20 protein-coding genes are annotated in these 23,960 nt (G+C 53.8%); 13 read left to right on the forward strand and 7 right to left on the reverse strand.

Annotation, left to right across the window (positions count from 1 at the left end):
- The first annotated feature begins 309 nt into the window (after positions 1 to 309).
- A complete protein-coding gene (locus tag NC856_RS00375) occupies positions 310 to 849 on the forward strand; it encodes a glycine zipper 2TM domain-containing protein (RefSeq protein ID WP_264088420.1) in 540 nt (179 codons plus the stop codon).
- 110 nt (positions 850 to 959) lie between these two features.
- Here NC856_RS00375 and NC856_RS00380 read toward each other — a convergent pair whose 3' ends face one another.
- Together NC856_RS00380 and mfd are read right to left on the reverse strand one after the other, a co-directional pair.
- Positions 960 to 1,874, reverse strand: a complete 915-nt coding sequence (locus NC856_RS00380; RefSeq protein ID WP_264088421.1) for a glutamate/aspartate ABC transporter substrate-binding protein — start codon at positions 1,872 to 1,874, stop codon at positions 960 to 962.
- A gap of 71 nt (positions 1,875 to 1,945) precedes the next feature.
- The gene (mfd, locus tag NC856_RS00385; RefSeq protein ID WP_264088423.1) at positions 1,946 to 5,410 is read right to left on the reverse strand and encodes a transcription-repair coupling factor; all 3,465 of its coding nucleotides are present in this window, start codon (positions 5,408 to 5,410) and stop codon (positions 1,946 to 1,948) included.
- Between the two features lie 137 nt (positions 5,411 to 5,547).
- On the opposite strand from mfd, the gene lolC reads away from it, so the two are divergent.
- The 11 genes from lolC (at position 5,548) to NC856_RS00440 (ending at position 16,507) form a co-directional block, all read left to right on the forward strand.
- Positions 5,548 to 6,750: a lipoprotein-releasing ABC transporter permease subunit LolC gene (gene lolC / locus NC856_RS00390; protein WP_264088425.1), complete on the forward strand. Its 1,203-nt coding sequence runs from the start codon at positions 5,548 to 5,550 to the stop codon at positions 6,748 to 6,750.
- Entirely contained in the window at positions 6,743 to 7,450 is a 708-nt protein-coding gene (gene lolD, locus NC856_RS00395) for a lipoprotein-releasing ABC transporter ATP-binding protein LolD (RefSeq protein WP_264088426.1), read from the forward strand. The genes lolC and lolD overlap by 8 nt, the downstream gene beginning before the upstream one ends.
- Positions 7,447 to 8,694, forward strand: coding sequence for a lipoprotein-releasing ABC transporter permease subunit LolE (gene lolE / locus NC856_RS00400; protein ID WP_264088428.1), 1,248 nt, complete (start codon positions 7,447 to 7,449; stop codon positions 8,692 to 8,694). The genes lolD and lolE overlap by 4 nt, the downstream gene beginning before the upstream one ends.
- 120 nt (positions 8,695 to 8,814) lie before the next feature.
- Entirely contained in the window at positions 8,815 to 9,729 is a 915-nt protein-coding gene (gene nagK / locus NC856_RS00405) for an N-acetylglucosamine kinase (RefSeq protein ID WP_264088429.1), read from the forward strand.
- Positions 9,730 to 9,740: 11 nt separating this feature from the next.
- Complete coding sequence (cobB, locus tag NC856_RS00410) at positions 9,741 to 10,571, forward strand: Sir2 family NAD+-dependent deacetylase (protein WP_264088430.1); 831 nt, start codon at positions 9,741 to 9,743, stop codon at positions 10,569 to 10,571.
- A 392-nt stretch (positions 10,572 to 10,963) separates the two neighbouring features.
- Positions 10,964 to 11,965 carry a vitamin B12 ABC transporter permease BtuC gene (btuC, locus tag NC856_RS00415; RefSeq protein WP_264088431.1) on the forward strand — a complete coding sequence of 334 codons (1,002 nt, stop codon included), beginning with the start codon at positions 10,964 to 10,966 and terminating at the stop codon, positions 11,963 to 11,965.
- A gap of 59 nt (positions 11,966 to 12,024) precedes the next feature.
- On the forward strand, positions 12,025 to 12,576 hold the full coding sequence (locus NC856_RS00420) for a glutathione peroxidase (protein ID WP_264088433.1): 552 nt from the start codon (positions 12,025 to 12,027) through the stop codon (positions 12,574 to 12,576).
- Positions 12,577 to 13,410, forward strand: coding sequence for a vitamin B12 ABC transporter ATP-binding protein BtuD (btuD, locus tag NC856_RS00425; protein ID WP_264088434.1), 834 nt, complete (start codon positions 12,577 to 12,579; stop codon positions 13,408 to 13,410).
- A gap of 72 nt (positions 13,411 to 13,482) precedes the next feature.
- Positions 13,483 to 13,953 carry an NlpC/P60 family protein gene (locus NC856_RS00430; RefSeq protein WP_264088435.1) on the forward strand — a complete coding sequence of 157 codons (471 nt, stop codon included), beginning with the start codon at positions 13,483 to 13,485 and terminating at the stop codon, positions 13,951 to 13,953.
- A gap of 271 nt (positions 13,954 to 14,224) precedes the next feature.
- Entirely contained in the window at positions 14,225 to 14,947 is a 723-nt protein-coding gene (locus tag NC856_RS00435; RefSeq protein ID WP_264088436.1) for an EAL domain-containing protein, read from the forward strand.
- Between the two features lie 117 nt (positions 14,948 to 15,064).
- Positions 15,065 to 16,507 (forward strand): protein adenylyltransferase SelO, encoded by a 1,443-nt coding sequence (locus tag NC856_RS00440; RefSeq protein ID WP_264088876.1) that lies wholly within the window; start codon positions 15,065 to 15,067, stop codon positions 16,505 to 16,507.
- Between the two features lie 10 nt (positions 16,508 to 16,517).
- Here NC856_RS00440 and NC856_RS00445 read toward each other — a convergent pair whose 3' ends face one another.
- The 5 genes from NC856_RS00445 to ppsR all read right to left on the reverse strand — a co-directional run bounded on the left by NC856_RS00445 (position 16,518) and on the right by ppsR (position 21,187).
- Positions 16,518 to 17,318 carry a heme ABC transporter ATP-binding protein gene (locus tag NC856_RS00445; RefSeq protein WP_264088437.1) on the reverse strand — a complete coding sequence of 267 codons (801 nt, stop codon included), beginning with the start codon at positions 17,316 to 17,318 and terminating at the stop codon, positions 16,518 to 16,520.
- Positions 17,311 to 18,315 carry a FecCD family ABC transporter permease gene (locus NC856_RS00450; RefSeq protein ID WP_264088438.1) on the reverse strand — a complete coding sequence of 335 codons (1,005 nt, stop codon included), beginning with the start codon at positions 18,313 to 18,315 and terminating at the stop codon, positions 17,311 to 17,313. The genes NC856_RS00445 and NC856_RS00450 overlap by 8 nt, the downstream gene beginning before the upstream one ends.
- A complete protein-coding gene (locus NC856_RS00455) occupies positions 18,312 to 19,130 on the reverse strand; it encodes a heme/hemin ABC transporter substrate-binding protein (protein ID WP_264088439.1) in 819 nt (272 codons plus the stop codon). Before NC856_RS00455 ends, NC856_RS00450 begins: the two co-directional genes overlap by 4 nt.
- Complete coding sequence (locus NC856_RS00460; protein WP_264088440.1) at positions 19,127 to 20,179, reverse strand: hemin-degrading factor; 1,053 nt, start codon at positions 20,177 to 20,179, stop codon at positions 19,127 to 19,129. The genes NC856_RS00455 and NC856_RS00460 overlap by 4 nt, the downstream gene beginning before the upstream one ends.
- Before the next feature lie 186 nt (positions 20,180 to 20,365).
- Entirely contained in the window at positions 20,366 to 21,187 is an 822-nt protein-coding gene (ppsR, locus tag NC856_RS00465) for a posphoenolpyruvate synthetase regulatory kinase/phosphorylase PpsR (protein ID WP_113866306.1), read from the reverse strand.
- Between the two features lie 316 nt (positions 21,188 to 21,503).
- Between ppsR and ppsA the strand changes: the two genes are divergently transcribed.
- Positions 21,504 to 23,882, forward strand: a complete 2,379-nt coding sequence (gene ppsA, locus NC856_RS00470; RefSeq protein ID WP_264088441.1) for a phosphoenolpyruvate synthase — start codon at positions 21,504 to 21,506, stop codon at positions 23,880 to 23,882.
- Positions 23,883 to 23,960: the final 78 nt, after the last annotated feature.

Below are 23,960 nucleotides of genomic sequence, written 5' to 3' on the forward strand. Positions count from 1 at the left end.
CCTACGTTTTTCCTCAGAATAAAATAGCGCTTATTACCTATTCACGTTAAGACAATTCTCAAATGATGGTTTTATGTTACGAAAGAGACATTTTTGGTTAATTAGTCTTATTGCGAGGTTAATAAACATTGTGCAGACTTCCCACTGTTTACAGACGGCGTAGCGCGCACGCCGCAAATCCTGAATGACAGTCATTTGGGAGGCGCCATCGGTTCCATCGCGTATCACGCGAGGCGTAATAAAGATAAAGCATCGTTATTACAGGATTGTGGATGGGGAATGCGCGGAAATATATTCGGGAGGTATCCTGTGAACAAATCAATGTTAGCGGGTGTAGGTATCGGTGTCGCTGCGGCATTGGGTGTGGCGGCCGTGGCGAGTATGGATGTTTTCTCATCGAAACCGCAGTATGCGCAGGTACTGACGGCAACACCAATTAAAGAAACGGTGAAAACGCCTCGTCAGGAGTGTCGTAATGTTTCAGTAACCAATCGTCGTCCCGTTCAGGATGAAAACCAGATTGCCGGTTCTGTTCTGGGGGCGGTGGCGGGGGGCGTACTGGGCCACCAGTTCGGCGGCGGACGCGGTAAAGATGTGGCGACGGTTGCGGGCGCGTTAGCGGGCGGCTATGCCGGTAACCGCGTACAAAGCAGCATGCAGGAAAACGATACGTATACGACCACGCAGCAACGTTGCCAGACGGTATACGATAAATCGCAGAAAGTGCTGGGCTATGACGTGACTTATAAAATTGGCGACCAGCAGGGCAAAATCCGCATGGATCGTGATCCTGGAACACAGATTCCAGTGGATAGAAACGGTCAGTTGATTTTGAATCAACAGAGTTAACACCCAGTACGGCTTTTCTTTATGCCGCCCAGATAGCATTTGTTATCCAGGCGGCGTTTTCTTTTATCACGCGCTTGTCGCGCGATATCTGTCTGAAACCATATCGTCGCCTACAGGATACGATCATTCGGTGCTTTGAACAGCGCTTTCATCTCATCCGACATAGTAAAATTCATGTTAATGTTTTTGGGCGGGATCGGCTGAGTAAACCAGCGCTGATACCATTTTTCCGCTTCGCCAGATGTTTGCGCTTCGGCGATAGTCTCATCCATTAGCTTCTTAAAGGCAGGATCGTTCTTGCGCAACATACAGCCATAGGCTTCATTGGATTGCGGCGTCCCAACGATTTCCCATTGATCGGGTTTCTTCGCCTTGGCGCGCTCACCGGCCAGCAACGGATCATCCATGTAAAAGGCCACCGCCCGTCCACTTTCCAGCGTGCGGAAGGCGTCGCTGTGATCCTTGGACGATATGATGCGCATCTTCATGTTGTTTTTATCATTCAACTGGTTGAGCAGAATTTCGTTGGTAGTGCCGGAAGTCGTGGTGACGGGTTTTCCTGACAGATCCTGAAAATCGTTGATGCCGCTGCCTTTTTTAACCAGCAACTTTCCGCCGACGATAAAGATGGAGTTGGAGAAAGCTACCTGCTGCTGACGCTCCGCATTGTTGGTGGTGGAGCCGCATTCAAAATCAATCGTGCCGTTTTGCAGCAGCGGAATCCGCGCCTGTGAGGTAATTGGCACCATTTTTACCGTCAGATTGGGCATAGCCAGTTGTTTTTTTACCGCCTCGACAATCGCATTCGAGTATTCCTGAGAGTAACCGACGACCTTTTGGTTATTGTCATAGTAGGAAAAGGGAACGGAGGATTCACGGTGTCCGACGACGATGGTTCCGGTATCCCTGATTTTTTTGAGCGTATCGCTCTGCGTCATCCCCTGTTCGGCGTTGGCGTCTGCGGCATAGGCGGCATTGGAAGCGATCCCGATCAGCAGTAATGGAACCAGTGTTTGTACTTTCATTGTGTACTCCATTATTATGTGGGAATGCCGCATGAGAACGATTGCTCAGGCGCGCTTCCCAGTCCCCTAGTCTATGCCGCCAACGTATGTTGCGCCATGTTGTTCAATAGCGATCCGATAAATTCAATACGTAGCGGACGGGCGCTGAGGTCTTTAATAAACTTCAGACGCGTCGGGCCATCCAGCCGGTAGGTTCCTGGATCGCGTTGCAGCAAGCCGATCAGATGGGACGGGTCTACGCGATTCTTTTCGCTGAACTCGATAAAACCGCCTTTTTCGTTGCCTTCAATGCGTTTGATGCCCAGTGATTGTGCCTGCTGACGCAGCGCTGCAACCTGCAACAGTTGGCGTGCGGCATCCGGCAGCATGCCGAAACGATCGATAAGCTCGACTTTGAGTTCGTCCAGTTCCGCCGCTGTTTTTGCACTGGCAATACGCTTGTAAAAGGACAACCGGGTGTTGACGTCGGGGATGAAATCCTCAGGCAACAACGCCGGTAAACGCAGTTCAACGTCGGTCTGGCTGCTGATCAGATCTTCCAGCGAGGGTTCGCGTCCGGCTTTCAGCGCATCAACAGCGCTTTCCAGCAACTCCATATATAACGAGAAGCCGACGCTGGTCATTTGTCCGCTCTGATCTTCACCCAGCAATTCCCCGGCGCCGCGAATTTCCAGATCGTGCGTCGCGAGCGCAAAGCCTGCGCCCAGGTCTTCCAGCGAGGCGATCGCTTCCAGACGTTTATGCGCGTCGCTACTCATGGCTTTGGGGTTGGGCGTCAACAGGTATGCATATGCCTGATGATGTGAACGTCCGACGCGGCCACGCAACTGATGCAACTGCGCCAGCCCGAAGTGATCGGCGCGTTCGATGATAATGGTATTGGCGCTGGGAATATCAATCCCGGTTTCGATGATGGTGGTACACACCAGCACATTGAAACGCTGGTGGTGGAAGTCATTCATTACCCGTTCCAGATCACGTTCGCGCATCTGACCGTGACCGATGGCGATACGCGCTTCCGGCACCAGTTCCGCCAGCCGTTGGGCGGCCTTGTCGATATTCTCCACATCGTTATAGAGATAATAGACCTGACCGCCACGCAGCACTTCACGCAGGATAGCTTCGCGAACCACCAGATTATCGTATTCGCGCACGAAGGTTTTCACCGCCAGACGGCGCGCCGGCGGCGTGGCGATAATAGACAGATCGCGCATACCGCTCATGGCCATGTTCAGCGTCCGCGGGATCGGGGTGGCGGTGAGCGTCAGAATATCCACGTTGGCCCGCATCGCTTTGATGCGCTCCTTATGGCGCACGCCGAAACGGTGCTCTTCATCCACAATCAGCAGGCCGAGATCGCGCCAGTTGACGTCGCTCTGCAACAGCTTATGGGTGCCGATCAGGATATCGACTTTACCCTGCTGCGTTTCTTCCAGAATCTGCGTTTGCTCGCGTGCGCTGCGGAAGCGGGAAATCATTTCGATCTTTACCGGCCAGTTGGCAAAGCGATCGCGGAAGTTATCGTAATGCTGTTGCGCCAGCAGGGTGGTGGGCACCAAAACAGCCACTTGTTTATGATTTTCCACCGCCAGAAACGCGGCGCGCATCGCTACTTCGGTTTTACCAAAACCTACATCGCCGCACACCAGACGATCCATTGCCAGCGGTTGACACATATCGCTTAACACGGCGTTGATGGCTTGCGCCTGATCCGGCGTCGTCTCAAAGGGGAAGCTTTCGCAGAAAAGTTGATACTGCGTTTTATCATGTCTGAAGGCAAAACCGCTTTTGGCGGCGCGTTGTGCATAAATATCCAGCAGTTCGGCGGCGACATCCCGCACTTTTTCCGCCGCTTTCTGCCGGGCGCGCGACCAGGCATCGCCGCCGAGTTTATGCAGCGGAGCGCTCTCGTCAGCCCCCCCCGCATAGCGGCTGATGAGATGCAACGAGGATACCGGAACATACAGCTTGTCTTCTCCGACGTAGGTCAGAATCAGGTATTCGGCTTTAATGCCGCCAGCTTCCAGCGTCGTCAATCCGGCATAGCGACCAACCCCGTGTTCAAGGTGCACGACCGGTTGACCGGGGCGAAGCTCCGCCAAATTGCGAATCAAGGTATCAGTATTGATGGTTCGCCGGTTATCCTGACGGCGGCGGCTTACCCGCTCGCCCAACAGGTCGCTTTCGCAGATCAACGCTCGCTGACGCAAGGTATCGATAAAACCATGCTCACTGGCGCCAATGAGCAGACTGGTGGCGCGGCGTTGCGCTTGACTGATGCTGGTAATCGGCGTGGGGCTGAGCTTGATGCGCGCCAGCAAATCCTGCAGGGTTTCCCGCCGGCCTTCACTCTCAACGGAAAAAATCACTTGTCCGTCATGTTGCTCATGAAAAAATTGTTCGATAAAACGACGCAGCGTATCCAGCGGGGCTTTTTGCTGGTGCTGAATCGCCAGATCCGGCAACGGCAGGTAGCCAAGGTTCACGTGGGCCGCTTTTTCCGGCAAGGTATTGGTTCGCAGTTGGATGCGCGGCCAGTTTTTTAACTCGGAAAACAGTTTATCAACCTGCAACCACAGCGTCTCAGGCGCCAGCAGCGGTCGCATCGGGTCAACCCGCCGGCTTTCAAAGCGTTGGCCGATATCCTGCCAGAAGCGTTCCGCGCTCTGCTGAATATCTCCGGTGTTGATGAGCAGCGCATTTTCCGGGAAGTAACTGAACAATGCAGGTAATGGTTGAGTGAAAAATAAGGGTTGCCAGTATTCAATACCGGCGGGCCAAATATTTTTGCTGACCTGTTGGTAAATATGTTCGGCGTCACGGCGTACTTCAAACTGTTCGCGCCACTGACTGCGGAAGCATTCAATCGCGGTTTTATCGGTGGGAAATTCGTGAGCAGGCAACAGCTTGATTTGCGGCACTTCATTTAACGTGCGTTGTGTATCCACATCGAACAGACGCAGGCTGTCGATTTCATCGTCAAAAAAATCAATGCGATAAGGTTCTTCACTTCCCATCGGGAAGAGATCCAGCAGTGCGCCGCGGGTAGCGTATTCGCCGTGCTCCATCACCTGATCGACGCTGCGGTAGCCCGCCTGTTCCAACTGGGTACGCAGTTTATCGCGTGATAAAGGCTGACCTTTTTTCAGCATCAGTGCGTGACCGTGCAGAAACGCATGCGGACATACGCGCTGCATCAGCGTATTGACCGGCAGAACCAGAATGCCGCGCGTCATGTGCGGCAGTTGGTACAAGGTCGAGAGTCGGTTGGAAATGATTTCCTGATGGGGAGAGAAACTATCGTAAGGCAGCGTTTCCCAATCGGCTAAGGTTATTACGCTTTGCTGAGTGAATTGTTGTATTTCATCGCGTAAGCGCAGCGCATTTTGCATATCCGGGGTGATAAGAACCACCAGTCCGTTATGGCGGTCAATGATCTCGGCGCACTCGACGGCGCAAGCCGCACCAGTTAGCTGACCGAGAAGGCGTTGCTCACCCGCTTTGATCGGCAACGTATAACGATATTTTTCAGGCATAATCTGATTATCAGGTCTCGACCCCGACATCCGCTAAGAAAAAGCCGGAGAGTGAGGGTGTTAGGGTTCCATAAAGCAGTACTACCCTTTATTATCCTTGAACACTTTGCTTTGGCAACCTTATCCAGACGGATTTCATGTATCAACCTGTCGCATTATTTATTGGCCTGCGCTACATGCGTGGGCGAGCATCAGACCGCTTCGGGCGGTTTGTCTCCTGGTTATCGGCAATTGGCATCACCCTTGGCGTGATGGCGCTGGTTACCGTTCTTTCCGTCATGAATGGGTTTGAGCGTGAACTGGAGAACAATATTCTGGGGCTGATGCCGCAGGCGTTGATCACAGCCCCACAGGGATCGCTCAATCCTCAGTCCATACCTTCTTCCGCATTAAGCTCGCTTGAGGGCGTGCGTAGAATTGCGCCGTTAACCACCGGCGAGGTGGTGCTGCAAAGCGCCCGCAGCGTATCCGTCGGCGTAATGCTGGGCATAAACCCTGGGGAGCGGGAGCCGTTGTTCCGTTATCTGGTCAACGTGAAGCCGCAAGTGCTGCAATCAGGGAAATATCAGGCGATTGTGGGGGAGCAACTGGCCGCGCAACTGGGCGTCAGGCGCGGTGATCAACTGCGTCTGATGGTGCCGAGCGCCAGCCAGTTGACGCCGATGGGCCGCATTCCCAGCCAACGGATTTTCACGGTGGCCGGGACATTTGCCGCCAACAGCGAAGTGGACGGCTATCAGTTGCTGGTCAATCAGCAGGATGCTTCACGCCTGATGCGTTATCCGGCGGGCAATATTACCGGTTGGCGTCTGTGGCTGGATAAACCGCTGGCGGTGGATGTGTTGAGTACGCAGACGCTGCCAACTGGCGCCGTCTGGAAAGACTGGCGAGAACGGAAAGGCGAGCTTTTTCAGGCCGTCCGTATGGAAAAGAATATGATGGGCTTGTTGCTGAGTCTGATTATTGCGGTGGCGGCGTTCAATATTATTACCTCACTGGGTTTGCTGGTGATGGAAAAGCAAGGAGAGGTCGCTATTCTGCAAACGCAAGGGCTGACCCAACGTCAGATAATGATGGTGTTTATGGTGCAGGGCGGGAGCGCCGGCATTGTTGGGGCATTGCTGGGCGCGATATTGGGCGCATTATTGGCTAGTCAACTTAATACGCTGATGCCCATGTTGGGATTATTGCTTGACGGTGCGGCGTTGCCCGTGGCGATAGATCCGATGCAGGTCGTCACGATTGCGTTGAGCGCCATGCTGATCGCCTTGTTATCCACGTTGTATCCGTCCTGGCGCGCCGCCGCCGTTCACCCCGCTGAGGCTTTACGTTATGAGTGATTTACTGTTATTGCAGTGCAATAACCTGTGCAAACGCTATCAGGAAGGCAAATTGTCAACGGATGTGCTGCGCAATGTCTCTTTTGAGATGCGCGGCGGCGAAATGATGGCGATTGTTGGCAGTTCCGGTTCCGGTAAAAGTACGCTATTGCACCTGTTGGGCGGGTTGGACTCGCCAACGTCCGGCGAGGTGATTTTCAAAGGCCAATCGCTGAGCAAAATGTCGGCAGCCGCCAAATCCGAACTGCGTAACCGCGAACTGGGCTTTATTTATCAGTTTCACCATCTGTTGCCGGATTTTACCGCGCTGGAAAATGTGGCGATGCCGTTGCTGATTGGTCATGTTCCGACGGCGCAGGCGCAGGACAAAGCGCGGGAAATGCTGGCGGCGGTGGGGTTGGAAGCGCGCAGCCATCATCGTTCTTCCGAATTGTCCGGCGGGGAACGTCAGCGCGTCGCCATCGCCAGAGCTTTGGTTAACAGCCCGTCGCTGGTGCTGGCGGATGAACCGACCGGAAACCTTGACCAACGTACCGCCGATACTATCTTTGAACTGCTGGGCGAGTTGAATGTTCGTCAGGGGACGGCGTTTCTGGTTGTGACGCATGATTTGCAACTGGCGGGACGCCTGAGCCGCCAGCTTGAAATGCGGGATGGTCAGTTGCAACAGGCGTTGACGCTGATGGGAGCCAGGCAATGACATTACCTCCGCTTTCCCTGCTGATTGGTCTGCGTTTCAGTCGTGGTCGTCGGCGCGGTGGCATGGTTTCATTGATTTCGGTGATTTCGACCATGGGGATCGCGCTGGGCGTGGCGGTGCTGATCGTCGGACTGAGCGCTATGAACGGTTTTGAGCGCGAGTTGAATAACCGCATTCTGGCGGTGGTGCCGCATGGTGAAATCGAACCCGTCAATCAGCCGTTCGACGGCTGGCAGGCGCTGTTGCCTAAAATCGAACAAGTGCCGGGGGTCGCGGCGGCGGCGCCGTATATTCATTTTACCGGCTTGCTGGAAAACGGCGCTAATTTGCGCGCGATTCAGGTGAAAGGGGTCGATCCGCGGCAAGAGAGCAGTCTGAGCGCGTTGCCGTCGTTTGTGATGAATGGCGCCTGGCAACGTTTTCAGGCTGGTGAGCAGCAGGTGATCATTGGTCAGGGAGTGGCGCAGGCGCTGAATGTGCGGGAAGGCGATTGGGTTACGGTGATGATCCCTAATAGCGATCCCGCGATGAAGCTGATGCAACCCAGGCGCATCCGTCTGCATGTCAGCGGGATTTTGCAATTGAGCGGCCAGCTTGATCACAGTATGGCGTTGATCCCGCTGGCGGATGCGCAGCACTATCTGGATATGGGTGACAGCGTCACGGGAATCGCCATCAAGTCCAAAGATGCGTTTTCCGCCAACAAACTGGTGCGCGAGGCGGGCGAAGTGACGAACGCCTATGTCTCCATTCGTAGTTGGATCGGCACCTATGGCTATATGTATCGTGATATCCAGATGATCCGAACCATCATGTATCTGGCTATGGTGCTGGTGATTAGCGTGGCCTGTTTTAACATTGTGTCTACGCTGGTGATGGCGGTGAAGGATAAAAGCGGCGATATCGCGGTGCTGCGCACGCTGGGCGCCACGGATGGGCTGATCCGGGCTATATTTGTCTGGTATGGCTTGCTGGCCGGTTTGCTGGGAAGTGTCAGCGGCGTGGCGGTGGGCGTGGTGGCGACATTGCAGCTTACCAATATCATCAGTGCGATTGAATCGCTGATCGGTCATCGATTCTTGTCTGGCGATATCTATTTCATTGATTTTTTGCCATCGGAATTGCATGTGACTGATGTGATAAGCGTCCTGGTGACGGCGCTGTTGCTGAGTCTGGTTGCCAGTTGGTATCCGGCGCGGCGCGCCAGCCGGATCGATCCGGCCAGGGTGTTGAGCGGGCAGTAACGATTTATGACGGGCTATTGCCGCCCGTCACTCTTGTCGCCGCCTAAAAATTACGCCCGGAAATTTTTAGGCAGACCGACTTGCTGAGCAGGTATTTCATCATCCATTTAAGGGGCAGTCATGTATTACGGTCTTGACATGGGCGGCACAAAAATCGAATTGGGTGTGTTTGATGCCGAGCTCAACAAAGTATGGCAAAAGCGCGTAAGTACGCCGCGCGACAGTTATGACAATTTGCTGAATACGCTGGTATCGCTGGTCAGAGAAGCCGATGCGCAGACCGGGATGGCGGGTCATGTCGGTATCGGTGTGCCGGGCATGCAAACGGGCGACAACGGCGAGTTGTTTACCGCCAATTTGCCGGCCACGATGGGACGTCCGCTGGGCGCGGATCTGAGCACGCGCTTGCAGCGCGACATTCGCATCAACAACGATGCCAATTGTTTTGTGTTGTCGGAGGCCTGGAATGCCGAATTCCGTTCCTACCCGGTGGTGTTGGGAATGATCCTTGGCACCGGCGTCGGCGGCGGACTGGTGGTCAACGGGCGTCCGATTGACGGGCGCAACGGCATCACCGGCGAGTTCGGGCATTTACGGCTGCCGTTAGATGCGCTGGATGTCATTGGCGTCGATATTCCGCGTGTGAAGTGCGGCTGCGGTCAGTCCGGTTGTATGGAAAACTATATTTCCGGGCGGGGCTTTGAATGGCTATATTCGCATTTCTATCAGGCGTCGTTGCCAGCCGTCACCATCATCAGGCACTATCGCGCGGGCGACGAGAACGCGCTGGCGTTTGTCGATCGCTTCATGGATTTACTGGCGGTCTGTTTGGGCAATTTATTGACTATCTTCGATCCGAACCTGCTGGTGCTGGGGGGCGGGTTATCAAATTTCGACGAGATTTATCAGATATTACCCGCCCGCCTGCCAGCCCGACTGTTGCCGATCGCCAAACTGCCACGAATAGAAAAAGCGCGACATGGCGATGCTGGCGGCGTTCGCGGCGCGGCTTTGTTACACTTAATGGATAATTAGCAGGAGCTTATATGCACACGCATCAACGATTAGGACGTTTTCACAAAGGGAAGCGGATGCGTCAGCAGCGCCTGCGCGCACGTATTTTTCACCGGGATTATATGGCGGCGAGCGAAGTGAAAAAACCACGCGTTGTTGTGTTGACCGGGGCGGGTATTTCCGCCGAATCAGGCATCCGTACGTTTCGTGCGGCCGATGGCCTATGGGAAGAACATCGGGTTGAAGACGTCGCCACACCGGAAGGATTCGAGCGCGATCCGCAACGGGTGCAGGCATTTTACAATGCGCGTCGGCGCCAGCTACAGCAACCGGAGATTGTGCCGAATGCGGCGCATCTGGCATTGGCTAATATGGAAGCCCTGCTGGGCGATAACTTTCTGTTGATTACGCAAAATATCGATAACCTGCATGAACGCGCCGGGAGTCAGCGTGTGATCCATATGCACGGTGAATTGCTGAAAGCGCGTTGTTGCCAGAGCGGGCAGGTGGTTGACTGGAGCGGCGATCTCACGGCGGACGAACGCTGCCACTGCTGTCAGTTTCCTGCGCCTTTGCGTCCGCATATCGTATGGTTTGGCGAAATGCCGCTGTACATGGACAAAATTTATCAGGCGCTGTCACAGGCGGATTACTTTATCGCCATCGGCACATCCGGCCATGTTTATCCCGCCGCGGGCTTTGTGCATGAGGCTCATGCGCACGGCGCCTATACGCTGGAACTGAACCTTGAACCGAGCCAGGTGGAAAGCCAGTTTGACGAAAAAATCTACGGCCCGGCCAGTGTGGTGGTGCCTGAGTTCGTCGGGGGCTGGCTGACACGGCGCAACAGCATCAAGTTTTAATCGTTCGGGTTGGCTGGCCGGGCGATTTTTCGTCGTGTCGTAAACCGTCGTCATGGCACTCATTGACCTGATCGAAAGGCAAGGTAGCGGAGTGATTAAAGAAACAAAATTCACTCTCGCGGCAGTAGCCATGCCTTTCTGCTGGCGTCGTGGGTTTCGATGGCGAATGCGCGGCCCATGTCATGAATTGTCGCAAAATGGTCAACATAGCGTTACCCTCGCGCAGCGTGGAAAACAGGTATTATTCGCACTTTTTAAGCGTAGCCGATATCTGACGGTTCGCCGAAAGATCAATAGCAGATCATGTTTCATAACAGATCATGTACTGATAATCCGTGCCGTACCGAACTCTGCATCGGTATTCGGCGCGGTTGTTTTATTGCTGGTGGATGATGCGACCATTAAATCCGGGGTATAGCCAATTAACACGACAACAGCGCCTTCAGGATCGCTGGCGGCTGGTTATTCTGTTGTCTGTGACCATCGGGATCATGATTGTCAGCCTTTGTGCCGGGGATCGCTGGATTTGGCCGATCGCCTGGCTGGATGATGAGCAGCGGATTTTTATCTGGCAATTGCGTTTGCCCAGAACGCTGGCGGTGATGCTGGTTGGCGCGAGTCTGGCGATGGCGGGCGCGGTGATGCAGGCGATATTCGATAATCCGCTGGCGGAGCCTGGCTTATTGGGCGTCGCCAATGGCGCGGGGGTCGCGCTGGTGCTGACGGTATTGCTGGGGCGGGGACAGTTGCCGGTCTGGATGCTAAGTCTGAGCGCCATTGCCGGTGCATTACTCATCACCTTTCTGCTGCTGCGCTTTGCGCGTCTGCATATTTCTAATGCCCGTCTGTTATTGATTGGTGTGGCGCTGGGCATTATCTGTAGCGCCATTATGACCTGGGCGGTCTATTTCAGTACCAGTCTGGATTTACGCCAACTGATGTACTGGATGATGGGCGGATTCAGCGGCATCGACTGGCGTCATGGCTGGCTGATTGCGGCGCTTTTCCCTTTTCTGGCGTGGCTGAGCCGACAAGGGGCGGTGCTCAACTGGTTGGCATTAGGCGAAATACAGGCGCGCCAGTTAGGGGTTTCCGTCTATCGTTGGCGCAATATTCTGGTGTTGATTATTGGCGCGTTGGTGGGGTTGAGCGTCGCGCTGGCGGGCGTTATCGGCTTTGTCGGCTTGATTATTCCGCATATGCTGCGTCTGCGTGGTTTGACCGATCATCGTTACCTGCTGACCGGCTGCGCACTGGCTGGCGGGGCGATATTGATGCTGGCGGATGCGCTGGCGCGTATCGCGCTGGTTTCCGCAGAGTTGCCGATTGGGGTGGTTACCGCTACGCTGGGATCGCCGTGGTTTATTTGGTTGCTGTTACGGAACCGGCTTTAGTCCCGTGTACCGAACAGCCTGACGGCGTTGATGCATCACAGGATAAAAGGATCAAGATGATGAGTAACGAAATCTATACTATTCCGCTCAAAACGATCACTGGGGAAGAAACCACGCTTGAAGCCTATCAAGGCAAGGTCGCGTTAATCGTCAATGTTGCTTCGCAATGTGGTTTGACCAAGCAATATGACGCACTGGAAAAGATTTACGAAACCTACCGTGATCAGGGGTTTGTGGTGCTGGGGTTCCCCTCGAATGAATTTGCCGGGCAAGAGCCTGGCAGCGACGAAGAGATTCAGGCGTTTTGCCGCGCGACGTTTGGCGTACAATTCCCCATGTTCAGCAAAATCGAAGTCAACGGCGCCAACCGCCATCCGTTGTATCAGGTATTAATCCGCGAACAACCCAAAGCAACCGGTTCGATGTTGAGCGGTTTTTATGCCCGCCTGGTTAATAAAGGCCGCAAACCTGCTCATCCAGAAGATATTTTATGGAATTTTGAAAAATTCCTGATCAATCGTCAGGGGCAGGTTATTCAGCGTTTCTCACCCGACCTGACGCCTGATGATGCAACCATCATCAAAGCGATAGAAGAGGCGTTGGCAAAGTAATTGGCACGGAAAGAAGCGCCGTTATTACGATTGCGACAGGTTGGCGCGCTGACGCGCCTTTCTGCGGTTGATGCCGAATGCGCCGCAGGTGAATTGCTGCATATTATCGGGCCGAATGGCGCCGGTAAAAGTACGTTGCTGGCGCGGGTGGCCGGATTGCTGGCCGGCGAAGGCGAGATCGACCTGTACGGTTTGCCGCTTGCGCGGTTGTCCGCTCAGGATCTGGCGCTTCAGCGCGCTTATCTGGCGCAACAACAACCGCCAATGGCGCTGATGCCGGTATTTCAGTATTTGCGCCTGCACCAACCGCCAACCGCCAGCGCCGCGCGTGTCGAGGAAGTGGTGCATTTTCTTGTGGAACGGCTGGCGCTGGTTGATAAGCTGGCCCGCCCGTTAACCCGGCTCTCCGGCGGCGAGTGGCAGCGGGTTCGGCTGACCGCGGCGCTATTGCAGATTTGGCCGACGCTGAATCCGCATGCCCGCTTGCTATTGCTGGATGAGCCGGCCAATAGTCTGGACGTTGCTCAGCAGGTGGCGCTGGATGAACTATTGCAACAACTTTGCCAGGCCGGTATCACGGTTATTCTTTGCGCCCACGATCTGAATCACAGTCTTCACCATGCCGATCGCGTCTGGTTGCTCGCCGCCGGACGGCTTATTGCGCAGGGAACGGCGGAGGAGGTGATGGCGCCCGCATTGTTATCGCCGGTATTTGGCGTGAGTTTTCAGCGCCACGTTGTCGATGGTCGTCACTGGATTATCCCGCACGGCGCATGCTCAAAATCGGAACAATCGTCTTTACTTGCCAGTTATCCCCGTTCAACGCTAAATTAAGCAAATATATCATTCTGATAGCTAACACTTGCCGGATGTGATCGGCATCGGCGGTTTTTTCAGGTAACGAGCATGATACGGTTAAGACATCTGTTGATATTGGCAAGCCTGATCGTGGTGGGGTGCAGCAGTCATAAAAGCCCGCCGCCAAACGCACGTCTGAGTGATCCCATTATGGTGATCGCGCAGTTAAACGATCAACTCAGTGAATGGTATCGAACGCCTTATCGTTATGGCGGTTTGGATCGCAATGGCGTGGATTGTTCTGGTTTTGTTTACCGGACGTTCCGCGATCGGTTTGGCCTGCAATTACCACGTACCACAGAAGCGCAGACCGAACTGGGTGAGCGGGTCGATCGTGACAGCCTGTTGCCAGGCGATCTGGTTTTTTTCAAAACCGGCAGCCGCGGCAGCGGATTGCATGTGGGCATTTACGATAAAGACGATCAATTTATTCATGCTTCCACCAGTCAGGGCGTCATTCGTTCATCGCTGGATAATGTTTACTGGAAACGGGCATACTGGCAGGCTCGCCGTATCTGATTTTATGCTTACCTGATTTTGCCCAGGTTATTTTTTCGGGGCTGATAACAAAGTTAATAATTAATCAGAAAGTGGAGAAGAGGCTTTTTTTACTCTATAACGTAATAGCGATATGTTTAATCGTTGAGCTATCCGTTGGTTCTTCTTTTTTAAATCACGGGAACGTGATTATCGCCATTCACTGTTTCTATTGTTGGCTGACATCCAAAAGTCATAATAGATATCAATAAATTACCGCCACATTACGATCATTTTACGTTGACAATATTCTATGATTATTCATCTGGACGTCGATTATGTCAGTGACTATGTTTTCTGGCCGGTTTATCGCCTGGACGGTCGGCTTATTGCTGTTGAAATGGTAAGTAGATTTAATGGTTTTTCAGGTAATTTGAGTATGCCGTCAGATATTCTTTTTACTTTATTAAATAAAGAACAACGATATGATTTTATTAATGAACATATTTTATTTATTGAAGATAAAGCCAGTTGGTTTAGCGAAAATAACATTCTTTTAGTGCTACGAACTGATTATGAAATAGCAGATTTATTTATGCAATCCGCGAAGCTTTGTGATTCACTGAGACGCTTTGGCTTCGTTCGATTGGCGATCAATGAGGATTTCCCTGGTTTATCACAAGGAAGAGAGAACGCGGTGATAGTCAGGATGAGTCAGACATTTAATCTCTGGTTGGATAACTTCGGTGGCGGAAAAAGTAATCTAAAGTCGTTGCATGATGGGTTACTGAGCGGCGTTAAAATGGATCAACATTTTGTGGAGCATTTATTATCACGTTCCCCTAATACGCTTATCATAGAACCCTTGTTACGTAATATTAAGTCCTATTATCAAGGCGTAATGATTATCGTCAAAGGCATCAACACCGCTGGATATTTTCATAACGTTAAACAGTTAAATATTGATGCCGTACAAGGTGACTTATGGCCCGCGGTTCACTTTGATGAATTGAAAAAACAGATCAAACTGCCCTGATTTCTCTCCGCTGGCTTTACATAAAACGCGATTGGCGAATACCCTTAATTTCTCTCCGTGTTAATTCTCCTGCCTGCACTCTACACTTTCAATTACAGGAGAAAAAATATGTCGCAAATGCCACAGTTCGTTAATCATTACTTTCAGCAGTTGCCAGGGTTTTACACTGCGCTAAAACCCACGCCGCTTCAGGGCGCCCGTTTGATTTATCACAGCACCGGGCTGGCAAATGAACTGGGGCTCTCTCCGGCCTGGTTTACGCCGGAGAAGCAGGCTATCTGGAGTGGAGAAACGCTACTGCCGGGGATGGCGCCGCTGGCGCAGGTTTATAGCGGACATCAGTTCGGCCTGTGGGCCGGACAGTTAGGCGATGGGCGCGGCATTCTGCTTGGTGAACAACAACTGGCTGATGGCCGCACGCTGGACTGGCATCTCAAGGGCGCCGGACTGACCCCTTATTCGCGTATGGGTGATGGACGCGCAGTATTACGCTCCGTTATCCGCGAATTTCTGGCGTCTGAGGCCATGCACCATTTGGGTATTCCGACGACGCGCGCGCTGACCATCGTCACCAGCGAACAACGCGTGCAGCGAGAGCGGGAAGAACCGGGCGCGATGTTGATGCGCGTGGCGGAAAGTCATGTGCGTTTCGGACATTTCGAGCATTTTTATTATCGCCGGGAACCGGAAAAGGTGCGCCAGTTGGCGGATTATGTCATCGCCCGTCATTGGCCTGCGTGGAAGGATGATGGGCAGCGATACGCCCTGTGGTTCGGCGATGTCGTCGAACGAACCGCGCGCCTGATAGCGCATTGGCAGACGGTCGGTTTTGCGCACGGCGTTATGAATACGGACAACATGTCGATCCTGGGTTTGACGATAGACTACGGCCCTTATGGTTTTCTGGATGACTATCAGCCGGATTATATCTGCAACCATTCTGATCATCAGGGACGTTATGCTTTCGACAATCAGCCAGCCGTCGGGCTGTGGAACCTTCAGCGTCTGGCTCAGGCGCTGTCCGGGTTAATGAGCGTCGATGCGCTGGAGCAGGCATTGGCGCGCTATGAACCCGCGCTGATGCGACAGTATGGTTCGCTGATGCGCGCTAAGCTGGGGTTGTTTACCGCCGACAGTCAGGATAACGACATTCTGGTCGGGTTGTTGCGTTTGCTGCAACAGGAGCGGCGCGACTATACCCGCACCTTCCGCTTATTGGCGGAAAGTGAGAAGCATGCGGCGCTTTCGCCTTTGCGTGATGAGTTTATCGATCGTCAGGCGTTTGATCACTGGTTTAGCCGTTATCGCACACGGTTGATGCGGGAAGAACAGGATGACGCCGAGCGACGGCAACGCATGAAGGCGGCTAATCCGCAATATATTCTGCGCAACTATCTGGCGCAGAACGCCATCGACCGGGCGGAAAAAGACGATATCAGCGTACTGGCGCGTTTGCATCAGGCGTTGTGCCATCCGTATGACGATTTGCCTGAGATGGACGATCTGGCGGCGTTACCGCCAGCGTGGGGTAAGCATCTGATCGTCTCTTGCTCCAGTTGAAACTGACCGCTTACCGGCGCAGGTAAACCTGCGGGATGGGGTATTCCGGGTGCGGGCTGACGTTAAGATCGGCCTGATACCAGCGGGTGAGCACATCGGCTTGCAGTACCTGTTCCGGCGTGCCTTGCGCCACCAACTGACCTTCATGCAGCAGCAGAATTCTGTCGGCGTACAGTGCGGCCAGATTAAGATCGTGCAGGACACAGCACACCGCCAGCGGCTGCTGACGCGTCAGTTGTTTCAACAGACGCAACAGATGCTGCTGATGATACAAATCCAGCGCCGACGTAGGTTCATCCAGAAACAACCAGCCGGGCGTCGGCTGCGGGTGCCAGAGTTGCGCCAGCACGCGGGCCAATTGAACGCGTTGTTGTTCGCCGCCGGACAGATGCCGGTAATCCCTGTCGGCCAACGCCAGACAGCCGGTCTGTTCCATCACCTGCCTGGCCACAGCCTCGTGGTGCTGAGCGCGACCATGCGGCGAGCGTCCCATTAACACCACATCCTGCGCGCTGAAGGCAAATTCCATGCCGCTGTGCTGACGCATCACCGCGCGGGTTTTCGCCAGCGCATTAGGTTGCCATTGGGCAAAGGATTTGCCCGCCAACAGGCACTCGCCCTGTTGCGGCGTCAAATAACCGGTCAATAGCCGCAATAGTGTCGATTTTCCCGCCCCGTTGGGGCCGATAATCGCCACGATTTCACCGCAGTCAACCTCAAGCGAAACATCCTTGATAAGATAACGAACATCTGTGTGAAAACGGAGGCGGCGAGCAATCAGCGACGTTTGGAGAGCAGTAGCGTCAGGCATTGCCGCGTCCTTTATGCTGAACAATCAACCATAAGAAGTAGGGGCCGCCGATCAGACTGCTCAACAAGCCAACGGGTAATTCCGCCGGTGACAGTATCGTGCGAGCCAGCGTATCGGCCACCAGCAACAGACAGGCTCCGCCTAAGGCGGAACCCGGTATCAGCCAGCGGTGATCGGCGCCCAAATGCATGCGGATCAGATGCGGGATAATCAATCCGATAAAACTGATAACGCCGCTGACGGCAACGGCGACGCCGACCAGCAGAGAGCTTAGCAACAGCAAACTGTGTTTGGCGCGCTTCACGTTGACGCCGAGGTAATGAGCTTCCTCATCGCCCAACTGTAACAGATTTAACAGTCGCGCCTGATACAGCGTAATGATAATGGCCGGGATCACCAACGAGCCGGCGATGAGCAGCATCGGCCATTGCGCCTGCCCCAGACTGCCCATGCCCCACAGCGAGAACTGACGCAACTGTTGATCGGTGCTGATGTAAGTCAGGATACCAATGGCGGCGATGCATAACGCGTTCAGCGCGATACCCGCCAGCAATAGCCGCGTGACACCGCCCTGTTCGCAACGATTAAGCATGAAAATGATCACGGTGATCGCCAGACTACCGGCAAAAGCGGCCAGCATTGGGCTGTAAAGCGCCAGCAGCGGAGGCAAACTCAGCGGCAGCACGATGGTCAGCGCCACACACAACGCCGCGCCGCTACTGATCCCCAGCAGGCCGGGATCGGCCAACGGGTTACGAAACAATCCCTGCATGATGGCCCCGGAACAGGCCAGCGCCGCGCCGACCAGTACAGCCAGCAAGACGCGGGGAAGGCGAATATTCAGCCAGATATGCCAGAGCGGATCGTTATATGGCGTTTGCCATAGCATTTTAAACGACAGCGTCAGCGCGCCCAGATTCGACGCGCCGACCATCAGTATCAACAGCAACAGCAATAACGCGGCCAGCCAATAGCGGGGATGAAACCGGCGAATCATTTAATTTTTTCTGCGGTCTGACGCAATTTCGCCATTAATGCCGGCGTATCCAGCGTAAAGCCCAGCATCGCCATATCATCGACGACTAGCAGACGATTGTTTTTACCCGCAGGCGTCAGCGCCAGTCCGGGCAGTTTCCAGACTTGCGCTTCGCCGCCCAGACTTTTCAGCCCCTGAGACGAGATCAAAATCAGATCCGGCGCACTGGCGATCACGCCTTCCTGCGACAGCGGTTGATAACGTTCGACGTTTTGCATGGCGTTTTTCAGGCCGACGCTGCGAATAATGGTATCCGCTGGCGTGTTCTTTCCGGCTGCCATCGCCGTCATACCGCCGTGGCTGAGAACGAACAGGACATTAACCGGCAACGGCGTCTTTGCGACGGCGGCCAGTTGTTGCTGGTAGTTTTCCGCCAGCTTTTTGCCCTCGGCATCCTTGTGCAACGCCTGTGAAATAACGCTGATTTTTTGCGGTACGGTTTCCAGCGCGGGGGCAGCCGGCACTTGGATAACCTGCGTGCCGCTATCCGCAACCTGCTGTAAAACCCGTGACGGTTGAGACAGTTCGCTGGCAAGCACCAGCGACGGCTTCATAGCCAGAATCCCTTCAGTATTGAGCTGGCGCAGGTAACCGACATCCGGCAAGGCGGTGGCGGCTGCGGGGTGCAGACTGGTGCTGTCGCGCGCCACCAGATTTTGCTCCGCGCCCAGCGCATAAATAATCTCGGTGACATCCCCGCCGATGGATACCAGCCGTTCGGCGGCGAACGTACTCAGCGGTAGCGCGATTAATAACGGAAATAACCAGTTTTTCATGCCGCAAGCTCCTTAAGTGGTTTCAGCGCATTAATCTGTTTACGCCAAGATTGCTGTTCCGCGGTGCCTTCGGTGCGTTGTCCGAATAGTTGCGCAATCTGCGTGCCGTCAGCGGCGTACAGTTCCAGGCTGGTGACGATCCCGTCCGCCGTCGGTTTGCGAGTCACCCAGCTTTCGGCGATAGCGTTTTCAATCAGATGCAGGGTGAAATCCTGATTAAAGACGTTAATCCATTCGGCGTGTTGCGCCATGCGTTCTACACGTTCGATCTCGCCGGTGAAAATCTGCACGCAACCGCGGTTGCCGACAAAGACCATGATTTCGTTTTTCGTTTCCTGGGCGGCAAACAGGATCTGTGACAGCGCATCGTTACTCACACGGTAGGCCAACTCATCGCTGACGGAGCGGAAAGCCTGCTGACGGGTGAGATTATAGCGTTTCAGCAGCATGAAGAATTGATGTACATCGGTCATGGCGCGCCAGTCTGCCTCCAATTGCGGATGGGCTGTTGCGGCGGCGTTTGCCATCGGCTCGCCAGTCACCGGGCGGATCGCCAGCGTCGGATTGTCTGTACTGACAAACGTTTCGATAAACTGCCGCCAGGCTGACATCTCGGTGGTTTCGGTGGCATAGACCTTCAGGATGGCATCGCCCTGATGATCAAAGAACTGAATGCTCTGGCGTTCACCGCGAGGCGTCGTCTCGCATAAGGCGAAAGCGAAGGCCCATTGATGCAGGAACAAACGTAAATCCAATCCGCGCGGATTCAGGATCAGCCCCGCGTGACCATCCAGCGACTGATTCTGGTAATAACCAACGTGTTCATGCACCGCATAATGATTACGCGTGATCGACTTGGTATTACCAACCTGTTCCAGTGCGTTCAGCCAGCTTTTGGCACCGCCTTGTAAGCGCTGGGCATCCTGTCCGACGCGCGCGTGCGTCAGTTCCGCTTCGCTGATGCCGAGCAGCGCCGCCAGATCGCGGGCATACTTGCGGGGGTGGGCAATTTTAGCCTGGAGATATTGTTGGTAAATTGAAGTCTGCATTCTCGCTTTCCTATCTTTGGTCTTGGTATCATTTGGAAATGAATGAGAATCATTTTCATGTAACAAAAAAGTTAATCAAGTGAAATTTTCTTAATACGTTCTTAATGCGTTTGTGCGGCGGGACGCGCTGCGGCTCATCTAACTAAATGGCGCACATGTCAGCCACACCGCGAAAATCCACGATGACTAGTACATTCTCCGGCTCATGCCCAGGATATCGATGATTTTGGCGGAAATTTCCTCAACGGAATAATTGGTGGTATTGAGATATTTTATCTGGTGTTTGCGAAACAGCGCCTCAACTTCACTGAGCTCCATTCGGCATTGACGCAGAGACGCATAGCGACTGTTGCCCCGGCGCTCTTCACGGATCGCCGCCAGCCGCTCGGCATCAATAGTCAGACCGAACAGTTTATGTTGATGCGGTTTCAGGGCGTCGGGCAAACGCAGGTTGTCCATATCGTCGGCGATAAAGGGATAATTGGCGGCACGAATACCGAATTGCATTGCCAGATACAAGCTGGTGGGGGTTTTGCCGCAGCGCGACACGCCCAGCAGGATAACCTGCGCCTGATCGAGATTGCGCAACGAAATACCGTCATCATGGGCCAGCGTATAATCGATGGCGGCGATTCGCGCATCATACTTGCTCAGATTATTGGCCGTCAGCCCGTGGGTACGATTGGCGATAGGAGTGGGGGGAACATTCAGTTCTTCCTGCAACGGCGCAACCAGCGCCTGCACGATGTCCTGACAAAATCCTTCGCTGCTAGTGATAATGTCACGCACCGTGGGGGTCACAATCGAGTAAAAAACCAGGGGACGTAAACCGCTTTGTTGGTAGGACACATTGATCTGTTCACAAACCGCTTTGGCGCGTGTTTCACTTTCCACAAAGGGTAAAGTGTAACTCACCGTATTCACCGGAAACTGCGAAAGAACTGCGTGACCCAATACCTCGGCTGTAATGGCGGTACCGTCGGAGACATAAAATACGCTTCTTTCCACATGAACCTCTTGGGGGCTGGTCTTAAGTCAAAACATGTCTTTAGTGACAATAGGAAAAGTCGGGAAAAAAGGCGTTTTCACAATATTTCTTTTAAAACGCCATTTCATTATCTACATGATAAAAGTAGCAATCTTTTACGTTATTGGATTTTTGCCTCGTTAAGCAATAGCTGACGATGAAATCAGTTTTTTTTCCTAGGTTGATCGATTCACCTTTCCATACTTTGTAAAGCGCTATGTTACCCTCAGTAGGGTGAGACGTGTCCTCACAGAACTCTTTCATACCCTATATTGTATGCAGAAAGGATGATTTCCGATGTCCAATAACGGCCCTGATTTGCGTAATGTCCTCTGGTATAACCAGCTTGGTATGCACGACGTTGAACGGGTAGGAGGCAAAAACGCCTCTCTGGGTGAGATGATCACCAACCTTTCAGAACTTGGCGTTGCAGTCCCGAATGGCTTTGCGACAACAGCACAGGCGTTTAATGATTTTCTCAATCAAAGCGGTATCAATCAGCGTATTTATGAATTGCTGGATCACACGGATATTGACGATGTGAATCAACTGGCGAAAGCCGGTACGCAAATTCGTCAGTGGATTATTGATACGCCATTCCAGCCAGCGCTTGAAGCGGCGATCCGCGAGGCGTATCAGCAACTGGCTGATGGCGAGAAGGAGGCCTCTTTTGCCGTGCGCTCTTCCGCGACCGCGGAGGATATGCCGGATGCGTCGTTTGCCGGACAACAAGAAACCTTCCTGAATGTTCAGGGTATTGATGCGGTGATGGTGGCGGTGAAGCATGTGTTTGCCTCGCTGTTCAATGACCGCGCGATTTCTTACCGCGTGCATCAGGGATATGACCATCGCGGCGTGGCGTTATCGGCGGGCGTGCAGCGTATGGTGCGTTCCGATCTGGCGGCGGCGGGCGTCATGTTCACCATTGATACTGAGTCCGGCTTCGATCAGGTGGTATTCATTACCTCGGCGTATGGTCTGGGTGAGATGGTGGTGCAAGGCGCGGTCAACCCGGATGAGTTTTATGTGCACAAACCCACGCTGCTCAATGACAAGCCGGCAATCGTTCGTCGCAATATGGGGTCGAAAAAAATTCGCATGGTGTATGCGGCCAGCCAGGAGCACGGCAAGCAGGTGCGCATCGAAGATGTTCCCGAACAGCAACGTGTCCGCTTTAGTCTGACGGATGACGAAGTGCAGGCGCTGGCGCATCAGGCGCTGTTGATCGAGAAACATTATGGCCGCCCGATGGATATCGAATGGGCGAAAGATGGTCACACGGGCAAACTGTATATTGTGCAGGCACGTCCGGAAACGGTGCGTTCCAACGGTCAGGTGATGGAACGTTATCATCTGCCGAACAGCGGCAAGGTGCTGGCGGAAGGACGCGCGATCGGCCATCGCATTGGCGCCGGTGAAGTCAAAGTGATTCAGGACATCAGCGAAATGCATCTTATCAATGCGGGCGATGTGCTGGTGACGGATATGACCGACCCGGATTGGGAACCGATCATGAAGAAAGCCGCCGCGATTGTCACCAATCGCGGCGGTCGTACCTGTCACGCGGCGATTATTGCGCGTGAACTGGGTATCCCGGCGGTGGTGGGTTGCGGCGATGCCACCGAGCGTCTGCGCAATGGTCAGAAAGTCACCGTCTCTTGTGCGGAAGGCGATACCGGCTATGTTTATCAGGATCTGCTGGACTTCTCCGTCAAGAGTTCGCAGATTGATGAAATGCCCAACCTGCCGCTGAAAATCATGATGAATGTCGGCAACCCCGATCGGGCATTTGATTTCGCCTGTCTGCCAAACGATGGCGTCGGTCTGGCGCGTCTGGAGTTCATCATCAACCGCATGATTGGCGTGCATCCGCGCGCATTGCTGGAATTCGATCAGCAAACGCCGGAACTGCAACGTGAGATCACGGCGCTGATGAATGGCTATGACGATCCGGTGGAGTTCTATGTTGGCCGGCTGACGGAAGGGATTGCAACGCTGGCCGCCGCATTCTGGCCTAAACGGGTTATCGTGCGTTTATCCGATTTTAAATCGAATGAATATGCCAACCTGTTGGGCGGCGAGCGTTATGAACCGGAAGAAGAAAACCCGATGCTGGGCTTCCGTGGCGCAGGCCGCTATGTTTCCCCGGACTTCAAAGCCTGCTTTGCGCTGGAATGCGCAGCGGTAAAACGCGTGCGTAATGATATGGGTCTGAAAAACCTGGAGATCATGATCCCGTTTGTTCGTACCGTCGCCCAGGCGCAAGCGGTTATCGAAGAACTGGCTCGTCAAGGCTTACGGCGTGGTGAAGATGGCCTCAAAATCATCATGATGTGCGAGATCCCCTCCAATGCGTTGCTGGCGGAAGAATTCCTGCAACATTTTGACGGCTTCTCCATCGGTTCGAACGATATGACGCAGTTGGCGTTGGGGTTGGATCGGGATTCCGGCGTGGTCTCCGAACTGTTTGACGAGCGCAATGATGCGGTCAAGGCCCTGCTGTCAATGGCGATCAAAGCCGCCAAAAAACAGGGTAAATATGTCGGCATCTGCGGTCAGGGGCCTTCGGATCATGAGGACTTCGCCATCTGGCTGATGGAGCAGGGGATTGACAGTCTGTCCCTGAACCCGGATACCGTGGTGCAAACCTGGCTGAATCTGGCGGAACATCAGTAATCTTTTGATAAACTGAACCAACGCCCGCTAGCGATAAAGCCACTAGCGGGCGTTTTTTTTCGCCGTCACCGCTATTAA

Origin of the sequence: Brenneria izbisi, assembly GCF_025840185.1 — a bacterium.
Taxonomy (GTDB): Bacteria; Pseudomonadota; Gammaproteobacteria; order Enterobacterales; family Enterobacteriaceae; genus Brenneria; species Brenneria izbisi.